Here is a 14,959-nt window from a genome sequence, read left to right on the forward strand (position 1 = left end):
GGACTTTTGGCAAACGCTCCCGCGCAACCGTGCCGAAGGGTCCGCAGAATTCGCCCCGTTTGCAACCGAGGGTCGGGAAATAATGCCCCGTTTGCAACCGAGGGTCCGCAGAATTTGCCCCGGTTGCAACCGAGGGTCGGTGCAGGGGGTGGGGCTTGACTAGACTGGGCAGCCAGGGCCTTTTCAGCCGGCCACCTGAGGAGAAGAGAAATCCATGGCGAAATTGAGTGACGAACTGCTGGGCCTGCTGCGCTGCCCGGTGACCGGATCCACGCTGGTCCAGGAGGACAACGAACTGCTCACCACGGTGCCGGGCCCGGCCGGGGTGCCGCTGCGCTACGCCATCGATGAAGGCATCCCCCTGCTGCTGCGCCCCGAGCAGCTGGCCTCCTGACCCCGCCTCCCGAACAACCCCGCGCCCAGCAAAGGACAACACACCCATGAGCACCACCGCTGTCAAGACCCTCAGCCCCGAAGACTACAAGGTCGCCGACATCACCCTGGCGGCCGCCGGCCGGCACCAGATCCGCCTGGCCGAATTTGAGATGCCGGGCCTGATGAGCCTGCGCGAGGAATACAAGGTCAGCCAGCCGCTGGCGGGCGCCCGCATTGCCGGCTCCCTGCACATGACCGTCCAGACCGCCGTGCTCATCGAGACGCTGACGGCCCTGGGCGCCGAGGTCCGCTGGGCCTCGTGCAACATCTTCTCCACCCAGGATGAGGCCGCGGCCGCCATCGTCGTCGGCAAGGGCACCCCGGAAAAACCGCAGGGCGTCCCCGTCTTCGCCTGGAAGGGCGAGAGCCTGGAGGACTACTGGTGGACGGCCCAGCAGATCCTCACCTGGCCCGGCGCGGACACGGACCCGGCCAAGGGCGCCAACATGATCCTGGACGACGGCGGCGACGCCACCATGCTGGTCCACAAGGGCGCCGAATTCGAGGCCGCCGGCAAGGTCCCGGACACCACGGACGCGGATTCGGAGGAAGGCGCCGTGTTCCTGGCCGCCCTGCGCGAATCGCTGACAAAGGACAGCCAAAAGTGGACGCGGATCGCCGCGCAGATCCACGGCGTCACGGAGGAAACCACCACGGGCGTGCACCGCCTGTACCAGCTGGCCGCCGAGGGCAAGCTGCTGTTCCCGGCCATCAACGTCAACGACTCCGTCACGAAATCCAAGTTCGACAACAAGTACGGCATCCGCCACTCCCTGCCGGACGGCCTCATGCGCGCCACCGATGTGCTGCTGGGCGGCAAGGTGGCCGTGGTCTGCGGCTACGGCGACGTCGGCAAGGGCGCGGCCGAGGCCCTGCGCGGCCAGGGCTCGCGCGTCATCGTCACCGAGATCGACCCCATCTGCGCGCTCCAGGCCGCCATGGACGGCTACCAGGTGGCCAGGCTCGAATCGGTCATCGGCCAGGGCGACATCTTCATCACCACCACCGGCGGCCTGGGCATCATCACGGCCGCGGACATGCTGAAGATGAAGAACAAGGCGATCGTGGGCAACGTGGGCCACTTTGACAATGAGATCGACATGGCCGGCCTGGCCCGGATTCCCGGCGTGGAAAAAGTGGAGATCAAGCCGCAGGTCCACGAGTGGGTCTTTGACAAGGGCACGGAAGGGGAGCGCTCCATCATCGTGCTCTCCGAGGGCCGCCTGCTGAACCTGGGCAACGCCACGGGCCACCCGTCGTTCGTCATGTCCAACTCGTTCACCAACCAGGTCATTGCACAGGTGGAGATCTTCACGAAGACGGACACCGACGAGTACCAAAAGCAGGTGTACGTGCTGCCGAAGATTCTCGACGAGAAGGTGGCCCGCCTGCACCTGGCCGCCCTGGGCGTGGAGCTGACCGAGCTCACCCCGGAGCAGGCCTCCTACCTGGACCTCGACCCGGCGGGCCCCTACAAGCCCGGCCACTACCGGTACTAGGCCATGGCGGACTGGCAGCAGACGGGCCCGCTCAGCCGCACCCTGCGCGCGGCCAACCCGGGTCCCATGACGCTGGACGGCACCAACAGCTACGTGCTGGCCGCGCCCGGCTCCGCCACCGTGGTGGTGGTTGACCCCGGCCCGCTGCTCGAGGACCACCTGGCCGCGCTGGCCGCGGGCCCCGTGGAGCTCATCCTCGTCACGCACCGGCACGCCGACCACACGGAGGGCAGCGCCCGCCTCCGCGAGCTCACCGGCGCCCCGGTCCGCGCCGCCCACCCGGATTTCTGCCACGGCGGCGCACCCCTGCGCGACGGCGAGCTGATCCGTGCCGCCGGCGTGGAAATCGAGGTGCTCGCCACCCCCGGCCACACCTCGGACTCGGTCTGCTTTGTCCTGAAGGACCCCTCCCTGAAGCACGACGGCGGCACCCCCCAGGTGCTCACCGGCGACACCGTGCTGGGCCAGGGAAGCACCGTGCTCGACTACCCGGACGGCCGGCTGGGCGACTACCTGGACTCCCTGGGGAAGCTGCATGGCCTGGGCACCCGGGCCCTGGCCGGCGCGGCCGGCGCGCACGCCGCGGCCGGCCGGCCCGTCGCCGTGCTGCCGGGCCACGGGCCGGTGCTGCCGGACCTGGCTGCCGCCGCGGCCGCCTACCAGGCGCACCGGCAGGAGCGGCTCGCCCAGGTGCGGGCCGCCGTCGAGCAATTGGGCGGGGAGCCCGCCGCCGCCGCGGTGGCAGCCCTCGTGTACGGGGACGTGCCGGCGAACCTGCAGGGCGCGGCGCAGCTTTCGGTGCAGGCGCAGCTGGACTACCTGCGGGGTGCTACTTCCGCCCGGTGAAGTGCTCCATGGACCTGTAGACGCCGAAGACGCGCCCCGCCACCAGGTCCCAGGCGGCCACGGGCAGCACGCCGCGCAGGGCCGTGCTCAGCTTCACCGTCCAGGGCATCATGAGGATCGGCGTGCCCTCCTTCATGGCCTGCCACACCCGTTTCGTCACGTCGCCGGGTTCCAGCAGCGGGGTCAGCAGCGGCCCGCGCGCGCCCTCAAACATGCCGGTCTTGATGTAGGACGGGCAGAAGGTGGTCACCTTGATGTGGCGGTGGCCGGCCTGCGCCAGTTCCAGCCGGAGCGAGTCGCTCCAGCCCACCACGGCCCACTTGGAGGATGAATACACGCTCATGCGCGGGTTGGCGAGCAGCCCGGCGGCCGAGGCCACGTTCACGATCCGGGACGGCCGGCCGCCGGCGATCATGGCGGGCAGGAACTCGCGGGTGATGTGCATCAGCGCCAGCGTGTTGACGGCCATGGTCGCGGCAATGTCGGCGCGCTGGTCGTGCTCCCAAAAGTACTTGCCGCGCACAATGCCGGCGTTGTTGATGAGGATGTCCGGGCTGCCGACGTCATTGCGCACCTTCTCCGCCGCCGCCTCGATCGCCTCGAGGCTGCCCACGTCCACCGCGTAGCTGTGGACTTCGGTGCCCCGCCCGGACAGTTCCGCGGCGGCCGCCGCCAGCAGTTCGGCGTTGATGTCCCACAGCACCACGTGTTTGGCGTGGTCGGCCACCGCCAGTTCGGCGTACATCCTGCCCATGCCCATGGCTGCGCCGGTGACCAGGACGGTGGTGCCGGCCAGGGATTGAAGGGTCATGGTGTTTCCTCCGTGTTGGTTGCGGTTTCGCCCGGCAGCGCCGGGATGAGCTTGCCGGGGTTCATGATGCCGGACGGGTCCAGCGTGTCCTTGATGCTGCGCAGCACGCGCACGCCGAGCCCCCCGATCTCGGCCGCCAGGTAGGGTGCGTGGTCCAGGCCGACGGCGTGGTGGTGGGTGATGGTGGCGCCGGCGGCCAGGATGGCGTGCGACGCCGCCGCCTTCACCCGCGCGTTTTGCGCCAGCCCGTCCTCCTCCAGCCCGGCCAGGAACGTGAAATACAGGGAGGCGCCGTCCGGGTACACATGGGAAATGTGCGTCTGGACGTGGGCCGCGGCGCCGCGGGCCTCCAGGGCCTCCTGGATGGCGCGGCGGACGCTGCCGTAGGTGTCCGCGAGCCGCCCCCAGGTGGCGGCCGTCTCCAGCGTCTCCACGAACACGCCGCGGGTCAGCAGCCTGTCGCGCAGGTAGGGGCCGGCGAACCGGGCGTGTTCCCAGGATTTCCCGGGCACCGGTCCCAGCGGGATGCCGCCGGCCCGCCGCAGGATGCGCGCGCTGCGCCGGCGCCGGGCCCGCACCTCCCGCGCGTCGCCTTCCCACACAAACAGCGCCAGCGCCGGGGCCTGCTGCCCCCGAAGCGCCAGGTAGCGGGACAGCGCTCCGGCCTTCCAGCCGCCCAGCCGGAAGGTCGACGCCGTTTCCTCCGTGTCGCTGAGCCGGCACACGTGCGGCATGTCGCCCCGGACACCGTGGTGCCGCAACAGCCGCAGGGCCTCCGCCCCGGCACCGAAGGACGGGAAGGACCAGGCGCCGTGGACCTTGCTTTCCGGCGCGGGGGACACCTTGACCGTGGCCCGGGTGATGACGCCCAGCGTGCCTTCACTGCCGACCACGACATCCAGCAGCCGGGGCCCGGCCGCCGAACCGGGCGCGAGGGAGCCGGCGTCGAACGGGCCCGCGGGGGTCTCCAGGTGCACGGCCTTGACCAGCTGGTCGGAACGGCCGTAGCCGGTGGATGCCTGGCCGGCGGACCGGGTGGCCACGTAGCCGCCCAGCGTGGCCTCCTGGTGGCTTTGCGGAAAGTGGCCCAGCGTGAAGCCGTGCGGGGCCAGTGCGGCCTCGATGGCCGGGCCCCGGATGCCGGCCTCGAAGGTGGCCGTGCGGGCGAGCGGGTCCACGTCCAGCAGCCGGTCCATGCGGCGCAGGTCGAGGGTGACGGCGCCGGCCAGGCCCCCGCGCAGCGGCTCCACCCCGCCCACCACGGAGGTGCCGCCGCCGAAGGCCACCACCGCCAGCTGCCGCCGGGCGCACAGGGCCAGCAGCGCGCCCACTTCGTCGCTGCTGCCGGGGAAGACGACGGCGTCCGGGGCGCCGAGCGCGTCCCCGCTGCGGCGGCGCAGCAGGTCCGGGGTGCTTTTGCCGCCGGCGTGGAGGATGCGCTCCGTAGCCGCGGTGGACACGTGCCCCGGGCCCACGATGGCGCGCAGTTCCGACAGCACGGACTGGTCCAGGCGCACGGGGCCCACCCGGACGTCGGCGAGGTTGACGGGCGGGTGGCTGGCGTCGACGCTTTCCAGCCGGAGCATGCGGCGCAGGTGCCTGAGGGTCCGCGCGTCCAGGGGCCTGGCGCGGGCGGGGTCGCCCCAGCCGTACCAGACGGACCGGGAAATAATTTCTGTGAGCTGGGTCACCATGGGATACAGTGTGACACATGGAGTCACACCGTACCAGCATGCCGCGGGCCGGGGCATCGGGTGCCGGGGCGCCGCCGGCCGAGGCGAAGCTGCTGGCGGCCACCCGGGACGCCGTGGTGCTCCACGGCGTGCGGCGCACCACCGTCAACGATATTGCCGAGCGCGCCGGCATCTCCCGCATGACGTTCTACCGCCGCATGGGCTCGGTGGAAAACGCGGTGCTGGCCACCCTCACCGAGGAGTTCCGCAGCCGGGCCGGCGCTGTGCGGACCGGCACTCCCGCCGGCACCGGGCGCGCCCAGCTGGTGCACTTCGCGGTGGAAAGCGTGAGGGTCTTTGCCACCTCGGAGCTGGTCGCCTCCATTGCCGAGCGGGACCCCGAGTTCCTGGTCCCGTACGTGACGGACCGCTTCGGGGCCAGCCAGCAGATCGTCCTGGACCAGCTGCACGCACTGCTCGACGCCGGCACGGCCGACGGCAGCATCGAGGCCAGGGCCGGCACCGCCACGGCGCTGCTGCTGGCGGTCCAGGGGGTGGCGCTGTCCGCACGGGTCCTGATCCGGACCGGCGCGTTTGACGCCGCCCTGGCGGAACTGGGGACGATGCTGGAACGCTACCTCACGCCGTCGGACGCCACGGCGGGAAGGGCCTGAACATGGACAACCGGACGTGGATCAACGATGAAACCCGCCGGCGCTCGCTGGAGCACGTGGCCGCACACACGCTGGACGTGGCCGTGGTGGGCGGCGGCATTACGGGCGCCGGGGTGGCCCTGGACGCCGCGAGCCGGGGACTGGGCGTGGCGCTGGTGGAGGGCGGGGACTTTGCCTCGGGGACCAGCGGCTACAGCTCCAAGCTCATCCACGGCGGACTGCGCTACCTGGCCAAGGGGGATTTTGCCGTGGCGTGGGAATCGGCCGTGGAGCGGCGCCGGCTCATCGAACGGATCGCCCCGCACCTGGTCCGGCCGCTGGGCTTCGTCATCCCCGTCACGCGCGGCGCCCCGGCCTGGGAATCGGGGGCGGAAGGGTTCGGGGCGGTCCTCTATGACGTGATGCGCCGGCTGACCGGGACGGACGGCACGGTGCTGCCGCGGCCCCAGCTGCTGTCCCGCCAGGCTGTGGCGGCCCTGGTCCCGGCCCTCGATGCGCAGGCGCTGCGCCGCGGAATCCTGTACTGGGACGGGCAGGCGGTGGACGACTGCCGGTTGGTGCTCGGCGTGCTCCGGACGGCCGCCGGCCTGGGCGCGCACGTGCTGCGCGACGTCAGGGCCGCGGCCCTCACGGACACCACGGTGGACGCCGTCGACGTCCGGACCGGGGCGCCGCTGCAGCTCCGGGCGAAGGTGGTGGTGAACGCGACGGGCGTGTGGGCCGCCGGGTTTGAGCCGGAGCTGACGGTGACACCCAGCCGCGGCACCCACCTGGTGGTCCGCGCGGAGCGCCTCGGCAATCCGCACGCCGCCCACACCGTCGCCGTGCCGGGGCACTTTGGACGCTACGTCTTTGTGCTGCCGCAGCCCGGCGGCCTTGTGTATATCGGGCTGACGGATGAGGAGGACCACGGCGCCGATGGCCACCATCCCGCAGTCCCGGAGCACGACGTCGGCTTCCTCCTGGACATTGTCAACACCACCCTGGCCGTGCCCCTGGCGCGCGACGACGTGGTGGGCGCCTTTGCGGGGCTGCGGCCCCTCGCGGCGGCCGCGCACGGCGAGGGGCCGGACGGCACGGCCGACATCTCGCGCCGGCACCTGGTCCGGGACGTGCCCGGCACCCCCGTCACGGTGGTGGGCGGAAAGCTGACCACCTACCGGCGGATGGCCCAGGACGCCGTGGATGCCGTGGTTGGCCGGCTCGGGATTTTCGCCCCGTGCCGGACCCGGGACCTGCCGCTGGCCGGCGCCGCCTCCGTCCGGGAGCTTGCGGACGTGGCCGCGCCGGCCCGGCTGGTGGCGAAGTACGGCACGGAGGCCGCGGACGTGCTGGCGCTTTCCCGGGTGGACCCGCTGCTGGCGGCACCGCTGTTTGACGGCACGGAGATCACCGGCGCCGAGCTGCTGTTTGCCGTGCGGGCCGAGGGGGCTGCCTCCGTGGAGGACCTGCTGGAACGGCGCACCCGGCTGTCCTTCGTTCCCGCCGATGCCGAACGGGCGCGCGGCCGGGCCGCCGAGATCCTGGCGCTCGCCGGCACTTTTGGGACCGGCACCGCAGAGGCAGCAGGGTGAGCGCGGCGCCTGGTCGGGCCCCGGCGGGCGGCCCGGTGCTGCTGCTGGCCAATCCGGCATCGGGCCGCGGCCGCGCGCTGCGCCTGCTGCCCCGGACCGCGGACGCGCTGCGGGCCGCAGGGTACACGCCCACGGCTTGTGTCACGGACAGCCTGGCGGACGCCACGGCACGGGCCTGCGCGGCAGCGCCGGGAAGCGTGGTGGCCGTCCTGGGCGGGGATGGTTTCCTCGGGGCCGCCGCCACAGGGGCGCGGGAGTCGGGCGCCGTCGTGCTTCCGCTGGCAGGGGGACGGGGCAACGACACGGTGCGCCGGCTGGGACTGCCGCTGGACCCCGTGAAGGCGGTGGCGGGCATGGGCCGCCTGGCGGTCCGGGACCTCGACCTGGGGCTGGTCAACGGGCACCCGTACCTGGGTGTGGCCAATGTGGGCTTCGACGGGCTGGCCAATGAATACGGCAACGGCGCGCGGCTGAACCTGGGTCCGTTTGTGTACCTGTATGGCGGGCTCAAGGCGTTCAGGGAGTGGCGGAACGTGACGTTTACGGTGGCCGTGGACGGCCGGGAAACTAGTTTTCCAGGCTGGTTTGTCGCCGTGGGGAACGTGGGCCAGTACGGGGGAGGGCTGCGGATCTGCCCGCAGGCAAGGGCCGACGACGGACTGCTGGACGTGGTCTCGCTGGGGAAGGCGTCGATCCTGGAGGTAGTGGCAACGTTCCTGCGCTCGTACCGCGGGGCGCACCTGGGCCGGGCCAATGTCAGCCTGCGGCGGGGGAGTGAGGTGGTGGTCAGTGCCAACAGGCCGCTGAACGTTTATGCGGACGGTGAGCGGGTATCCGCGTTGCCAGTGACGGTGGGGATTGCGCCCGGGGCGGTCAAGGTGCTGGTGCCGGAGGGGGCAGGGGTTGTAGGGTGACGGGCCTAGCTTTGAGTGTTAGGGAAATTCGCAAGCGTTCAACGCCTTCGGCGCCCTCGGGAACGAGGTCCATCCACTGCGGCTTCCTGGCTAAGTTGCCGGGCATATTAGCCAAGTGACGTCGTGCCGCTGGCTGGTAATGATGGCGACGGAGATCACGGGCCGTAACCACGCTGGCCAGTGTCAGAAAAGCGGTGACATGGCGTTCTCTGCCGGGATTGTCCATGATCTCCAGGGCGGCGGCTTTGCCTATGGGAGTGCCATGAGATTGGGTCGATTGACCTTGCCGTTGGAGGATCCAGCCTGAACTTCAACGAACTCTGCCTGGTGGAAAGCCTGCTGGGACGCCGGTGCCGCAATTGTTGTTCCGCCGGTCGCGCCGTGTCGCCTCTCGCTGCGCTCGCCGGTGAATCGGGGAATGAGTACATCGACCATGGCATTGCCGCGCAGCCATCGATGTTGATGCCCTTCAAGGGACTCTCCGGCCGGGGAGTGCTTCGAAGCTTTCGAAAATGGCCCGCCAGGACTCTTCCTGCTCCGAAAGCATGGGCGGCAGTTTAATGGGCAAGGACGCTCCTGATGATGGAATCGGCTGCTGACTGCTCCCGGGAACCGGGGCACTCGGCAAGGTCCATGGCCGAGAAGATGGCCGGCACCTCATCGGGAATATTATGGACGGCGCGAAGAACCACATTGGCCCGCCGGCCGCGGCCAGCCGGCACCAGAAACCAATCGGCCCTGATGCGGTCGAGGTCGGCCTTCGCTACATAGGCTTCCACTTCATTGCCGGGCAGTAATCCGGAGCGGGCGTCGGAGATGCCGGAGAGCCGGATATTGGGATCTTCCCTAAGTTCTGGAATGTCGGCATTGCCGATGGCGAAATCTACTGCTCCGGCGCTGGCTGACAGCCACGCCCGCAGTTGGCCCTCCGGGTTTCCATGAGCCATGAGGTTTCGGATATGCCTCCGCAGCCTATGTCGCTCCACTGCGCTTAGACCAGGCGAGTCCTTCCCCTCCAACGCTTGCGCCAGGGCCATGGCATTTTGGGGGACAGTGGTCGTCCCGCAGATTTGTTCCATATTTTGTCGACGACGTCTCCCTCGTCGACAACCCATTGTCCGCCGACCTTTTGAGCCTTCAGGCGGCCTTCATGGATTAGTTCGCGAACCCTCTCGGGGCCCACGCCCAGCCTTTTTGCGACATCGTTTGCTCCCAAAACCATTGCACGATACTGCCGTAGTCGGGTGGTTTGTGAAATAGTCGTCCACACATGTGTGGCGAATGTTCAAGGCAATGAGCAGGCCGCGCTTCTACGGGCGCCGTGCCGTTTGGTCTCATTTGCTTTGCCTCCGCCGCCTCAGGCCCGCCTCGGTGTGGGCGTGCTTCATCCGGGCAAGGGCGATTTTCGGGTCTTCATCACCCGGTGTGCCAAGGGAAGTTAGGGCTCGGCATTGTTCCGCCTTGCGGGCCTCCTTGAATGACAGGATGTCCTCCAGCTTGATGCGACGATGCGTTCCGGCCTTCTCAAACGGAATCTTTCCAGCGTCGAGGATGCGTTCGATTGTCGGCCGCGTCACACCCAAGAGCTCGGCAGCCTGTTGCGTAGTCAACGTGAGTGAGCGTGGAGTGATGGTGACGGCCAACCCCTTGCGGTCCGGGACCATGAATCCCACAGAGTGGCATTGGGATCGATGGGAAACAAACTGAGGGAAGCCATCCAGGACTATTCTTCGGCGGAATCCGGATTTCCGCGGCTTTACATGGTGCTCCAATATGCCTTGGCCGGGACTGAGTACCACGTGGTCCGTTTTGAAGATAAGTCCCTGGCCGTGGTCCATGCCGATTACCTGGACTACAGCGACGCACTGCCGCACCTTCTGGACCGGGACCTGAAATCGCCGGAACTTATTCGCATGGTGCTGGGCCCGAGGATGCCGGCCGTTCTCTACCCGGGGCACTTCATCCTCTCGGACGTCATCCGCGTAGCCCTGTCCGCCGGCCAGCCCCTCAGCCTGGCCGGGTACATTGACTTTGTGGCCGACGCCCTTCCGGCCCTGCCCGCGGAAACCATCCGGTTGACCCTTGGGCCGCTGCTGCGCGTCGGCGTTCTCACGCACGACGGCGGCACTGACCGTTTGGCTTCCAGCCCGGCTGCGGCCACGGAGACAGCGGCGCTTCGGATGGTCATCGACGACGCCAAGCGCCGGGCGGCTGAGATTCAGTGGCCGGTGAGTGAGGAAGAACTCGTGGAGGCGCTTTACTGACTACTCTGGCGCACGTGCCACCGGCCCGGCTGTGGCGCGGCAGGCCGATCAACCAAATGAAAATGCCGGTGGAAGGGCAGTAAGCGCAACTGCAGGCTGCTGCCGGCTGGCCGCAACCATGTCCCAAGCCGCGGGATCATAGCCAGGACGCTCGAAGTCCGCGACAGTCGATTGGGAAAGCCCAAGCCGGTCGGCTACCGCTCATGCGGGCCGCAGCCCGGTTTCCAGGTCCGTAACTCCGGGATCCACGAGCAACATCACAAATTTCGGGTGGCACGTGAACAAGTGGAATTTCCGTCATGGGGGTTATGTACAAAAGGCACCCCCCGGGAAGGTTTGCTGTCTCGAGGGGGGAGTTATTCCGGCGGTTGGCTTTGGGAACTTGCCTTGTTTGCCCGGCAGCCATGCACAGCCTCCCATGGCTCAAGGACTCCGGCGTGGGACCTCTGCCGGTTACGCTACTTCTCAGGCGGGAGTGCCCTCGGCCCGTCTGAGGACGGACTCGGCCAGGTCGGCCAGTGCTTCTCCTCCGGCCACGACATAGTCTGCCCGGTTGAAGACCCCTGTGGCGTCGCGTGTTCCGAGCATCTTGAGTGCGTTGCGCAGCTCTCCCGTGAGCATCCGGGCCTCCTTGGAAGCATTATCGGCTACGAGGTCCAGCGCTCTTCGCGCCACGACCGGGTAGTTAGGGATGGGCCGGGCGCCAGGAGGCAGCTGTACCCGCTCGAAACGGTAGCCGCGGAATTCTGTGTCCGCGAAAGCCGCGCCTGAAAAGTCGACATCCCTCAGGGGGCCCGCTGTCGGTTTGTCGGATAGTTCCCGTCCATCGAACATGACCTCCCGCAGGTCAGAGGCAATGACCGTCTTCTCGATCGTTGCCTGGAGAAACTGCGCCCTCGCGAGCTTGGACCCACGGAACGAGCAGCATCGGATTTCCCCGCCATAAAAGAGCGCGTCGCGTAGGTCTGCGGCATCGAATGAGACGTTGATCCAGCAGTTGGCCTTGTGGTCGTGCCATGTTCCCAATGCCGATCCCCGAAGGTCGGCACCTTCAAAGGAAGAATCCCGAACGGTGCAGTCCCAGAGCCTCATGTCTGGGCAGGATGTCTTCCGGAAAATGCAGTCGGTGATCGAGGTTCCGGAGAAGCGGAGGCTTGGCAGTACGGCCCCGCTGAGGTCCAAGCGCTCCCAGTTGGCCCTGATGTGCTCAACACCTGCCAGAACGCCGAAAGCTGTCTCGCCTGTTCCTACACGGCCGGTGAGAGCAGGGGGCTCGGCTGCCAAGCCTCGGAGATCGATCCGGCCCTCATGCTCGGTGAGGCCGCTCGGCCGGCGGCCCCCGCGCAGCCACGCGAGTACCTCTTTGGAGAGGACGAGGCCCTCCCGCATCGACCAGCGGCCGCGCAATGACCGCATGTCGTCCAGCGAGGCAAGATCGTCATCATCTCCTCTCATCGCTGGACGACCTCGTCGAAGCGGCCCAAGGCCACCACCTTCCCGCCTTCCAGCACAACGACGTCCGCCCCCGGCTGGACGAAGCGCGCGACCAGATCAGGGGCCACGAAGTCAACGTTGTATCGGCGTGTGCTTGGACTTCCAGCGGTTCCGATTTCCTCGAGCAGGATGCTGAATATCTCATCGGCTACTGCGGGCCATCCCGGCTGGACGGCCTTTTCGCCGCCAAGGGGGAAGACACAAGTGGGGACATGGACCGGAGCCGTGGGGCGGCCGCTCTTGCGTCCGCCCTCCCGGGAGCTGAGCCAGGTCAGAGTGACGGTGGGGAGGGGGCTCGCTATGCTCTCCATCATGGTCACATCCTAATCCCGTCCATCAACTTGTTGATCGGGTCGGGCGGTTTTTGCTCGGCGTACTATCCGGGCCTAAAACCGTCAGCCTTGCCTGATCCATGGCAGAGTTGGCCAGCCAACCGTTGTTATCTGGGGAAAACTGTATGCATCAAATGGTCTCGTGATGCGCACCGTTCTTGACGTCATCGAGGGATGCAGCAGTCATTGCCCGTGCGATAGGGGAGGAAGACTGACGAGTGTTTCTTCCCCACGCGGGCAGGCGATTGCGAACTCTTCGAGCAGATGCACCCGCCTGCGGTCCCATGGCGGCTCTTCGTCTCTAAGCGTGGTTGGGTGATTTCTTCCGGTACGGGCGTTGGCCTCCGGTTGCGAGTAGGTTTCTGATTCTGTAGTTCTCGAAGTTGCGGAATCCGCGGGCGATCCGGCGGGTGGTTTCGATGACGCCATTGATTGATTCGGTGTGGCCGTTCGAGGCGCCACCGGTATCGAAGTAGGCCAGGACCGCCGCTTTCCAGACGCGCAGGCTCCGTCCGAGCCGGGCGACTTCCGGGATTGGGCAGCCAGGTCGGTGGCCCAACGGATGGCCCGGTTAGTGAGGACGGCCCGTTTCCCGGCCAGGGGATGGTGTTCGCTGAAAACTTTTTTGGGGCAGTGTTTGTCTTGACACCGCCACAAGCGTTTGGCCCAGATCAGCCGGACGGGCGGCCGAAACACGGAACGTCATGAAGGCGGATGCGGCGCCGGCCATGGCCAACGGCAACAACGCCGCAAGCAGGGCAGCCAGCCGGTGTTTGGTCGGTTTCAACATGGACGATCAGGGTACTGGCGGCCTCGGAGACAGCCGTGATGTGAACGCCGGGGACGCCGAGGAGGGCATCGGAGAGGGCACACCATTTGCCGTCCCTGCAGGGAGTAGAGTTGAACATGTCAGGGTCTCTTATGAAGTTGGAAGCTTGGTCGCTACCAATTCAAAGAGACCCTGACGTCTCTCATTGCCCGCCACGCCGGACACACCCAAAACCCGAAACTCAGCCGGACCTAACCACGCTTAGAGGCGAAGAGCCGTTAAACGCCCAGCACCATGGAGCTGGGGTGTGGAATCGTTAGGCAGGCGTTCCGTAGAATTAGGTAAAGTAGAACGGACACGGTGGCCCTATCAGACGCTATTCGCGGTCGAGTATGTGGTCCTTCTCGCATACGTTGCATCAGTTTTCAGATTCTCCTCGTAGGTAAAAGGTTCTGGCAGTCGGCGCGGTTAATGGCGGCGCTGCTCCATGGACTCAACGAATAAGGTGTTGAAGGTGGAACCTATCCGAGTGGTGCCTCGTGCCGAGTGGGGCAACCAACCCGTCCAGCCCACCGCGGGGTCCTATTGGGTGAAGTGCAACCAGATCATCAAGGTAGTCCTCGTATTGCTGGTGGTCATGGTGGTGTTTGCCTTTATTGGCCGAAACACTCACCCTTCACAGCCTTGGATGCTCTGGGTTCCGCTTTCCGCCTTCGCTGCATCAGGTTTCTGCCTCATGATCGTTGCCGGCTTTGCTTTGCGCCCGTATAACGCTGAACGACGTTTGGGGTACACCACGTGGCCCTCAAAGCCACGAGTCGACAGGGTGCCCAAGTAGAAGGCGGAGCCAGCAAAGTCCTGATTTTAGCTCAACACCAAATAGCCTGGAGCGGGAAGGAATTAACCCCAGCGCTGAGATTCAGGATCGATTTTGGCGTATTTTACCTTCGAGCCGCCCTATGCTCTTGGCATGAAGACAGTCTAAGAACCTGAGTGGGAAGTGCCGCGACAGTCAGTGTAGGCCCGGGGAAGCATCTTCCGTGACCTCGTTGTTTGGACTTGCGTTGCCGTTGCCATCGGAGTGACGGTGGAGATTGTTTTCGCCAGACTGGCTGCTGGTTCGTGATCTTGGTCCTCGGATACATGGAGGGTCGTCGCGACTGTTGGTGTGGTGATGGGCGCGGTCGTCGTTGTGGCAATGGGTGGCGGTCTGGTTGCGGAGCTTGGGGGCAGCTGGTGTCGAGGGCGCGGCAGCTGTCGCCGAAACACGCTGGTACGGTGGCGCTGGTTGCCGGCGGCGTCAGCACAGCAATCGGCGGAATGGCATGCGTTTTTCGGCTATTGGTCTAATTGACCGCTCTGCATGCGCCGGATTCGCCCTGGCTGCTATGTCATTTAGAGCCGGAACATTGGCCAGCGGCAGTGGAGAGGTCATCTTCGGCGCGCAAGAGGTAGTTGCCGGCAGGCCGGCCGGCCGGGACCGTGGGAGTGGCTGGATTGGCTCCAGCGGATCCTCTATCGGCGCAACTTCATGTCTGGGCGTTCACTAGGCGGTGTGAGCCGCGGGGGAAGGCATGATGTGAACACTGAAGACTGGGAACCGAGAATCGGGACTGAAGCTGCACAAACGCTCTAAAGCGCATACCAGTACATCCGTCTCGCCTACGCGTGCGT

Annotated in this window: 14 protein-coding genes and 1 pseudogene; 7 read left to right on the forward strand and 8 right to left on the reverse strand. The window is 67.0% G+C overall.

Annotated features, from left to right (window positions below; translation table 11 throughout):
- The first annotated feature begins 214 nt into the window (after nt 1–214).
- Genes MMF96_RS05795 through MMF96_RS05805 form a run of 3 tightly spaced genes read left to right on the forward strand, consistent with a single transcriptional unit; the run spans nt 215 to nt 2,780 of the window.
- A complete protein-coding gene (locus MMF96_RS05795; RefSeq protein ID WP_176617263.1) occupies nt 215–394 on the forward strand; it encodes a hypothetical protein in 180 nt (59 codons plus the stop codon).
- A 46-nt stretch (nt 395–440) separates the two neighbouring features.
- Nucleotides 441–1,934, forward strand: coding sequence for an adenosylhomocysteinase (ahcY, locus tag MMF96_RS05800; RefSeq protein WP_256882860.1), 1,494 nt, complete (start codon nt 441–443; stop codon nt 1,932–1,934).
- Nucleotides 1,935–1,937: 3 nt separating this feature from the next.
- On the forward strand, nt 1,938–2,780 hold the full coding sequence (locus MMF96_RS05805) for an MBL fold metallo-hydrolase (RefSeq protein ID WP_256882861.1): 843 nt from the start codon (nt 1,938–1,940) through the stop codon (nt 2,778–2,780).
- On the opposite strand, the gene MMF96_RS05810 is transcribed toward MMF96_RS05805, so the two are convergent.
- Together MMF96_RS05810 and MMF96_RS05815 are read right to left on the reverse strand one after the other, a co-directional pair.
- Complete coding sequence (locus MMF96_RS05810; protein WP_256882862.1) at nt 2,764–3,591, reverse strand: SDR family oxidoreductase; 828 nt, start codon at nt 3,589–3,591, stop codon at nt 2,764–2,766. The genes MMF96_RS05805 and MMF96_RS05810 overlap by 17 nt on opposite strands.
- On the reverse strand, nt 3,588–5,285 hold the full coding sequence (locus MMF96_RS05815) for an FAD-binding oxidoreductase (protein ID WP_256882863.1): 1,698 nt from the start codon (nt 5,283–5,285) through the stop codon (nt 3,588–3,590). The genes MMF96_RS05810 and MMF96_RS05815 overlap by 4 nt, the downstream gene beginning before the upstream one ends.
- A gap of 17 nt (nt 5,286–5,302) precedes the next feature.
- Between MMF96_RS05815 and MMF96_RS05820 the strand changes: the two genes are divergently transcribed.
- From MMF96_RS05820 to MMF96_RS05830, 3 genes are read left to right on the forward strand one after another with little or no spacing between them, the layout of a single operon-like run.
- Complete coding sequence (locus tag MMF96_RS05820) at nt 5,303–5,938, forward strand: TetR/AcrR family transcriptional regulator (protein ID WP_256882864.1); 636 nt, start codon at nt 5,303–5,305, stop codon at nt 5,936–5,938.
- 2 nt (nt 5,939–5,940) lie between these two features.
- Nucleotides 5,941–7,512: a glycerol-3-phosphate dehydrogenase/oxidase gene (locus MMF96_RS05825; RefSeq protein WP_256882865.1), complete on the forward strand. Its 1,572-nt coding sequence runs from the start codon at nt 5,941–5,943 to the stop codon at nt 7,510–7,512.
- Complete coding sequence (locus MMF96_RS05830) at nt 7,509–8,426, forward strand: diacylglycerol kinase family protein (protein WP_256882866.1); 918 nt, start codon at nt 7,509–7,511, stop codon at nt 8,424–8,426. The genes MMF96_RS05825 and MMF96_RS05830 overlap by 4 nt, the downstream gene beginning before the upstream one ends.
- A gap of 557 nt (nt 8,427–8,983) precedes the next feature.
- Here MMF96_RS05830 and MMF96_RS05835 read toward each other — a convergent pair.
- The 3 genes from MMF96_RS05835 to MMF96_RS05840 form a co-directional block, all read right to left on the reverse strand.
- The gene (locus MMF96_RS05835; protein WP_256882867.1) at nt 8,984–9,373 is read right to left on the reverse strand and encodes a hypothetical protein; all 390 of its coding nucleotides are present in this window, start codon (nt 9,371–9,373) and stop codon (nt 8,984–8,986) included.
- A gap of 44 nt (nt 9,374–9,417) precedes the next feature.
- A complete protein-coding gene (locus MMF96_RS19855; protein WP_176617254.1) occupies nt 9,418–9,648 on the reverse strand; it encodes a helix-turn-helix domain-containing protein in 231 nt (76 codons plus the stop codon).
- A 112-nt stretch (nt 9,649–9,760) separates the two neighbouring features.
- Complete coding sequence (locus MMF96_RS05840; protein ID WP_256882868.1) at nt 9,761–10,090, reverse strand: helix-turn-helix domain-containing protein; 330 nt, start codon at nt 10,088–10,090, stop codon at nt 9,761–9,763.
- 27 nt (nt 10,091–10,117) lie between these two features.
- Here MMF96_RS05840 and MMF96_RS05845 point away from each other — a divergent pair, with 27 nt between their 5' ends.
- Nucleotides 10,118–10,690 (forward strand): hypothetical protein, encoded by a 573-nt coding sequence (locus MMF96_RS05845; RefSeq protein WP_256882869.1) that lies wholly within the window; start codon nt 10,118–10,120, stop codon nt 10,688–10,690.
- A 465-nt stretch (nt 10,691–11,155) separates the two neighbouring features.
- On the opposite strand, the gene MMF96_RS05850 is transcribed toward MMF96_RS05845, so the two are convergent.
- The 3 genes and pseudogenes from MMF96_RS05850 to MMF96_RS05860 all read right to left on the reverse strand — a co-directional run.
- Nucleotides 11,156–12,145, reverse strand: coding sequence for a pentapeptide repeat-containing protein (locus MMF96_RS05850; RefSeq protein ID WP_256882870.1), 990 nt, complete (start codon nt 12,143–12,145; stop codon nt 11,156–11,158).
- Entirely contained in the window at nt 12,142–12,498 is a 357-nt protein-coding gene (locus tag MMF96_RS05855; protein WP_256882871.1) for a hypothetical protein, read from the reverse strand. The genes MMF96_RS05850 and MMF96_RS05855 overlap by 4 nt, the downstream gene beginning before the upstream one ends.
- Before the next feature lie 319 nt (nt 12,499–12,817).
- Nucleotides 12,818–13,063, reverse strand: a pseudogene (locus MMF96_RS05860) (transposase); the annotation flags it as partial.
- Nucleotides 13,064–14,959 lie beyond the last annotated feature (1,896 nt).

The sequence above is a fragment of the Arthrobacter sp. STN4 genome (genome assembly GCF_024539665.1).
In the GTDB taxonomy this organism is placed as follows: domain Bacteria; phylum Actinomycetota; class Actinomycetes; order Actinomycetales; family Micrococcaceae; genus Specibacter.

Coding starts and splice junctions, on each gene's coding strand:
- MMF96_RS05795 (WP_176617263.1), top strand. CDS start 215: ATGGCGAAATTGAGTGACGAACTGCTGGGCCTGCTGCGCTGCCCGGTG.
- ahcY (WP_256882860.1), top strand. CDS start 441: ATGAGCACCACCGCTGTCAAGACCCTCAGCCCCGAAGACTACAAGGTC.
- MMF96_RS05805 (WP_256882861.1), top strand. CDS start 1,938: ATGGCGGACTGGCAGCAGACGGGCCCGCTCAGCCGCACCCTGCGCGCG.
- MMF96_RS05810 (WP_256882862.1), bottom strand. CDS start 3,591: ATGACCCTTCAATCCCTGGCCGGCACCACCGTCCTGGTCACCGGCGCA.
- MMF96_RS05815 (WP_256882863.1), bottom strand. CDS start 5,285: ATGGTGACCCAGCTCACAGAAATTATTTCCCGGTCCGTCTGGTACGGC.
- MMF96_RS05820 (WP_256882864.1), top strand. CDS start 5,303: ATGGAGTCACACCGTACCAGCATGCCGCGGGCCGGGGCATCGGGTGCC.
- MMF96_RS05825 (WP_256882865.1), top strand. CDS start 5,941: ATGGACAACCGGACGTGGATCAACGATGAAACCCGCCGGCGCTCGCTG.
- MMF96_RS05835 (WP_256882867.1), bottom strand. CDS start 9,373: ATGGCTCATGGAAACCCGGAGGGCCAACTGCGGGCGTGGCTGTCAGCC.
- MMF96_RS19855 (WP_176617254.1), bottom strand. CDS start 9,648: ATGGTTTTGGGAGCAAACGATGTCGCAAAAAGGCTGGGCGTGGGCCCC.
- MMF96_RS05840 (WP_256882868.1), bottom strand. CDS start 10,090: ATGGTCCCGGACCGCAAGGGGTTGGCCGTCACCATCACTCCACGCTCA.
- MMF96_RS05845 (WP_256882869.1), top strand. CDS start 10,118: ATGGGAAACAAACTGAGGGAAGCCATCCAGGACTATTCTTCGGCGGAA.
- MMF96_RS05850 (WP_256882870.1), bottom strand. CDS start 12,145: ATGAGAGGAGATGATGACGATCTTGCCTCGCTGGACGACATGCGGTCA.
- MMF96_RS05855 (WP_256882871.1), bottom strand. CDS start 12,498: ATGATGGAGAGCATAGCGAGCCCCCTCCCCACCGTCACTCTGACCTGG.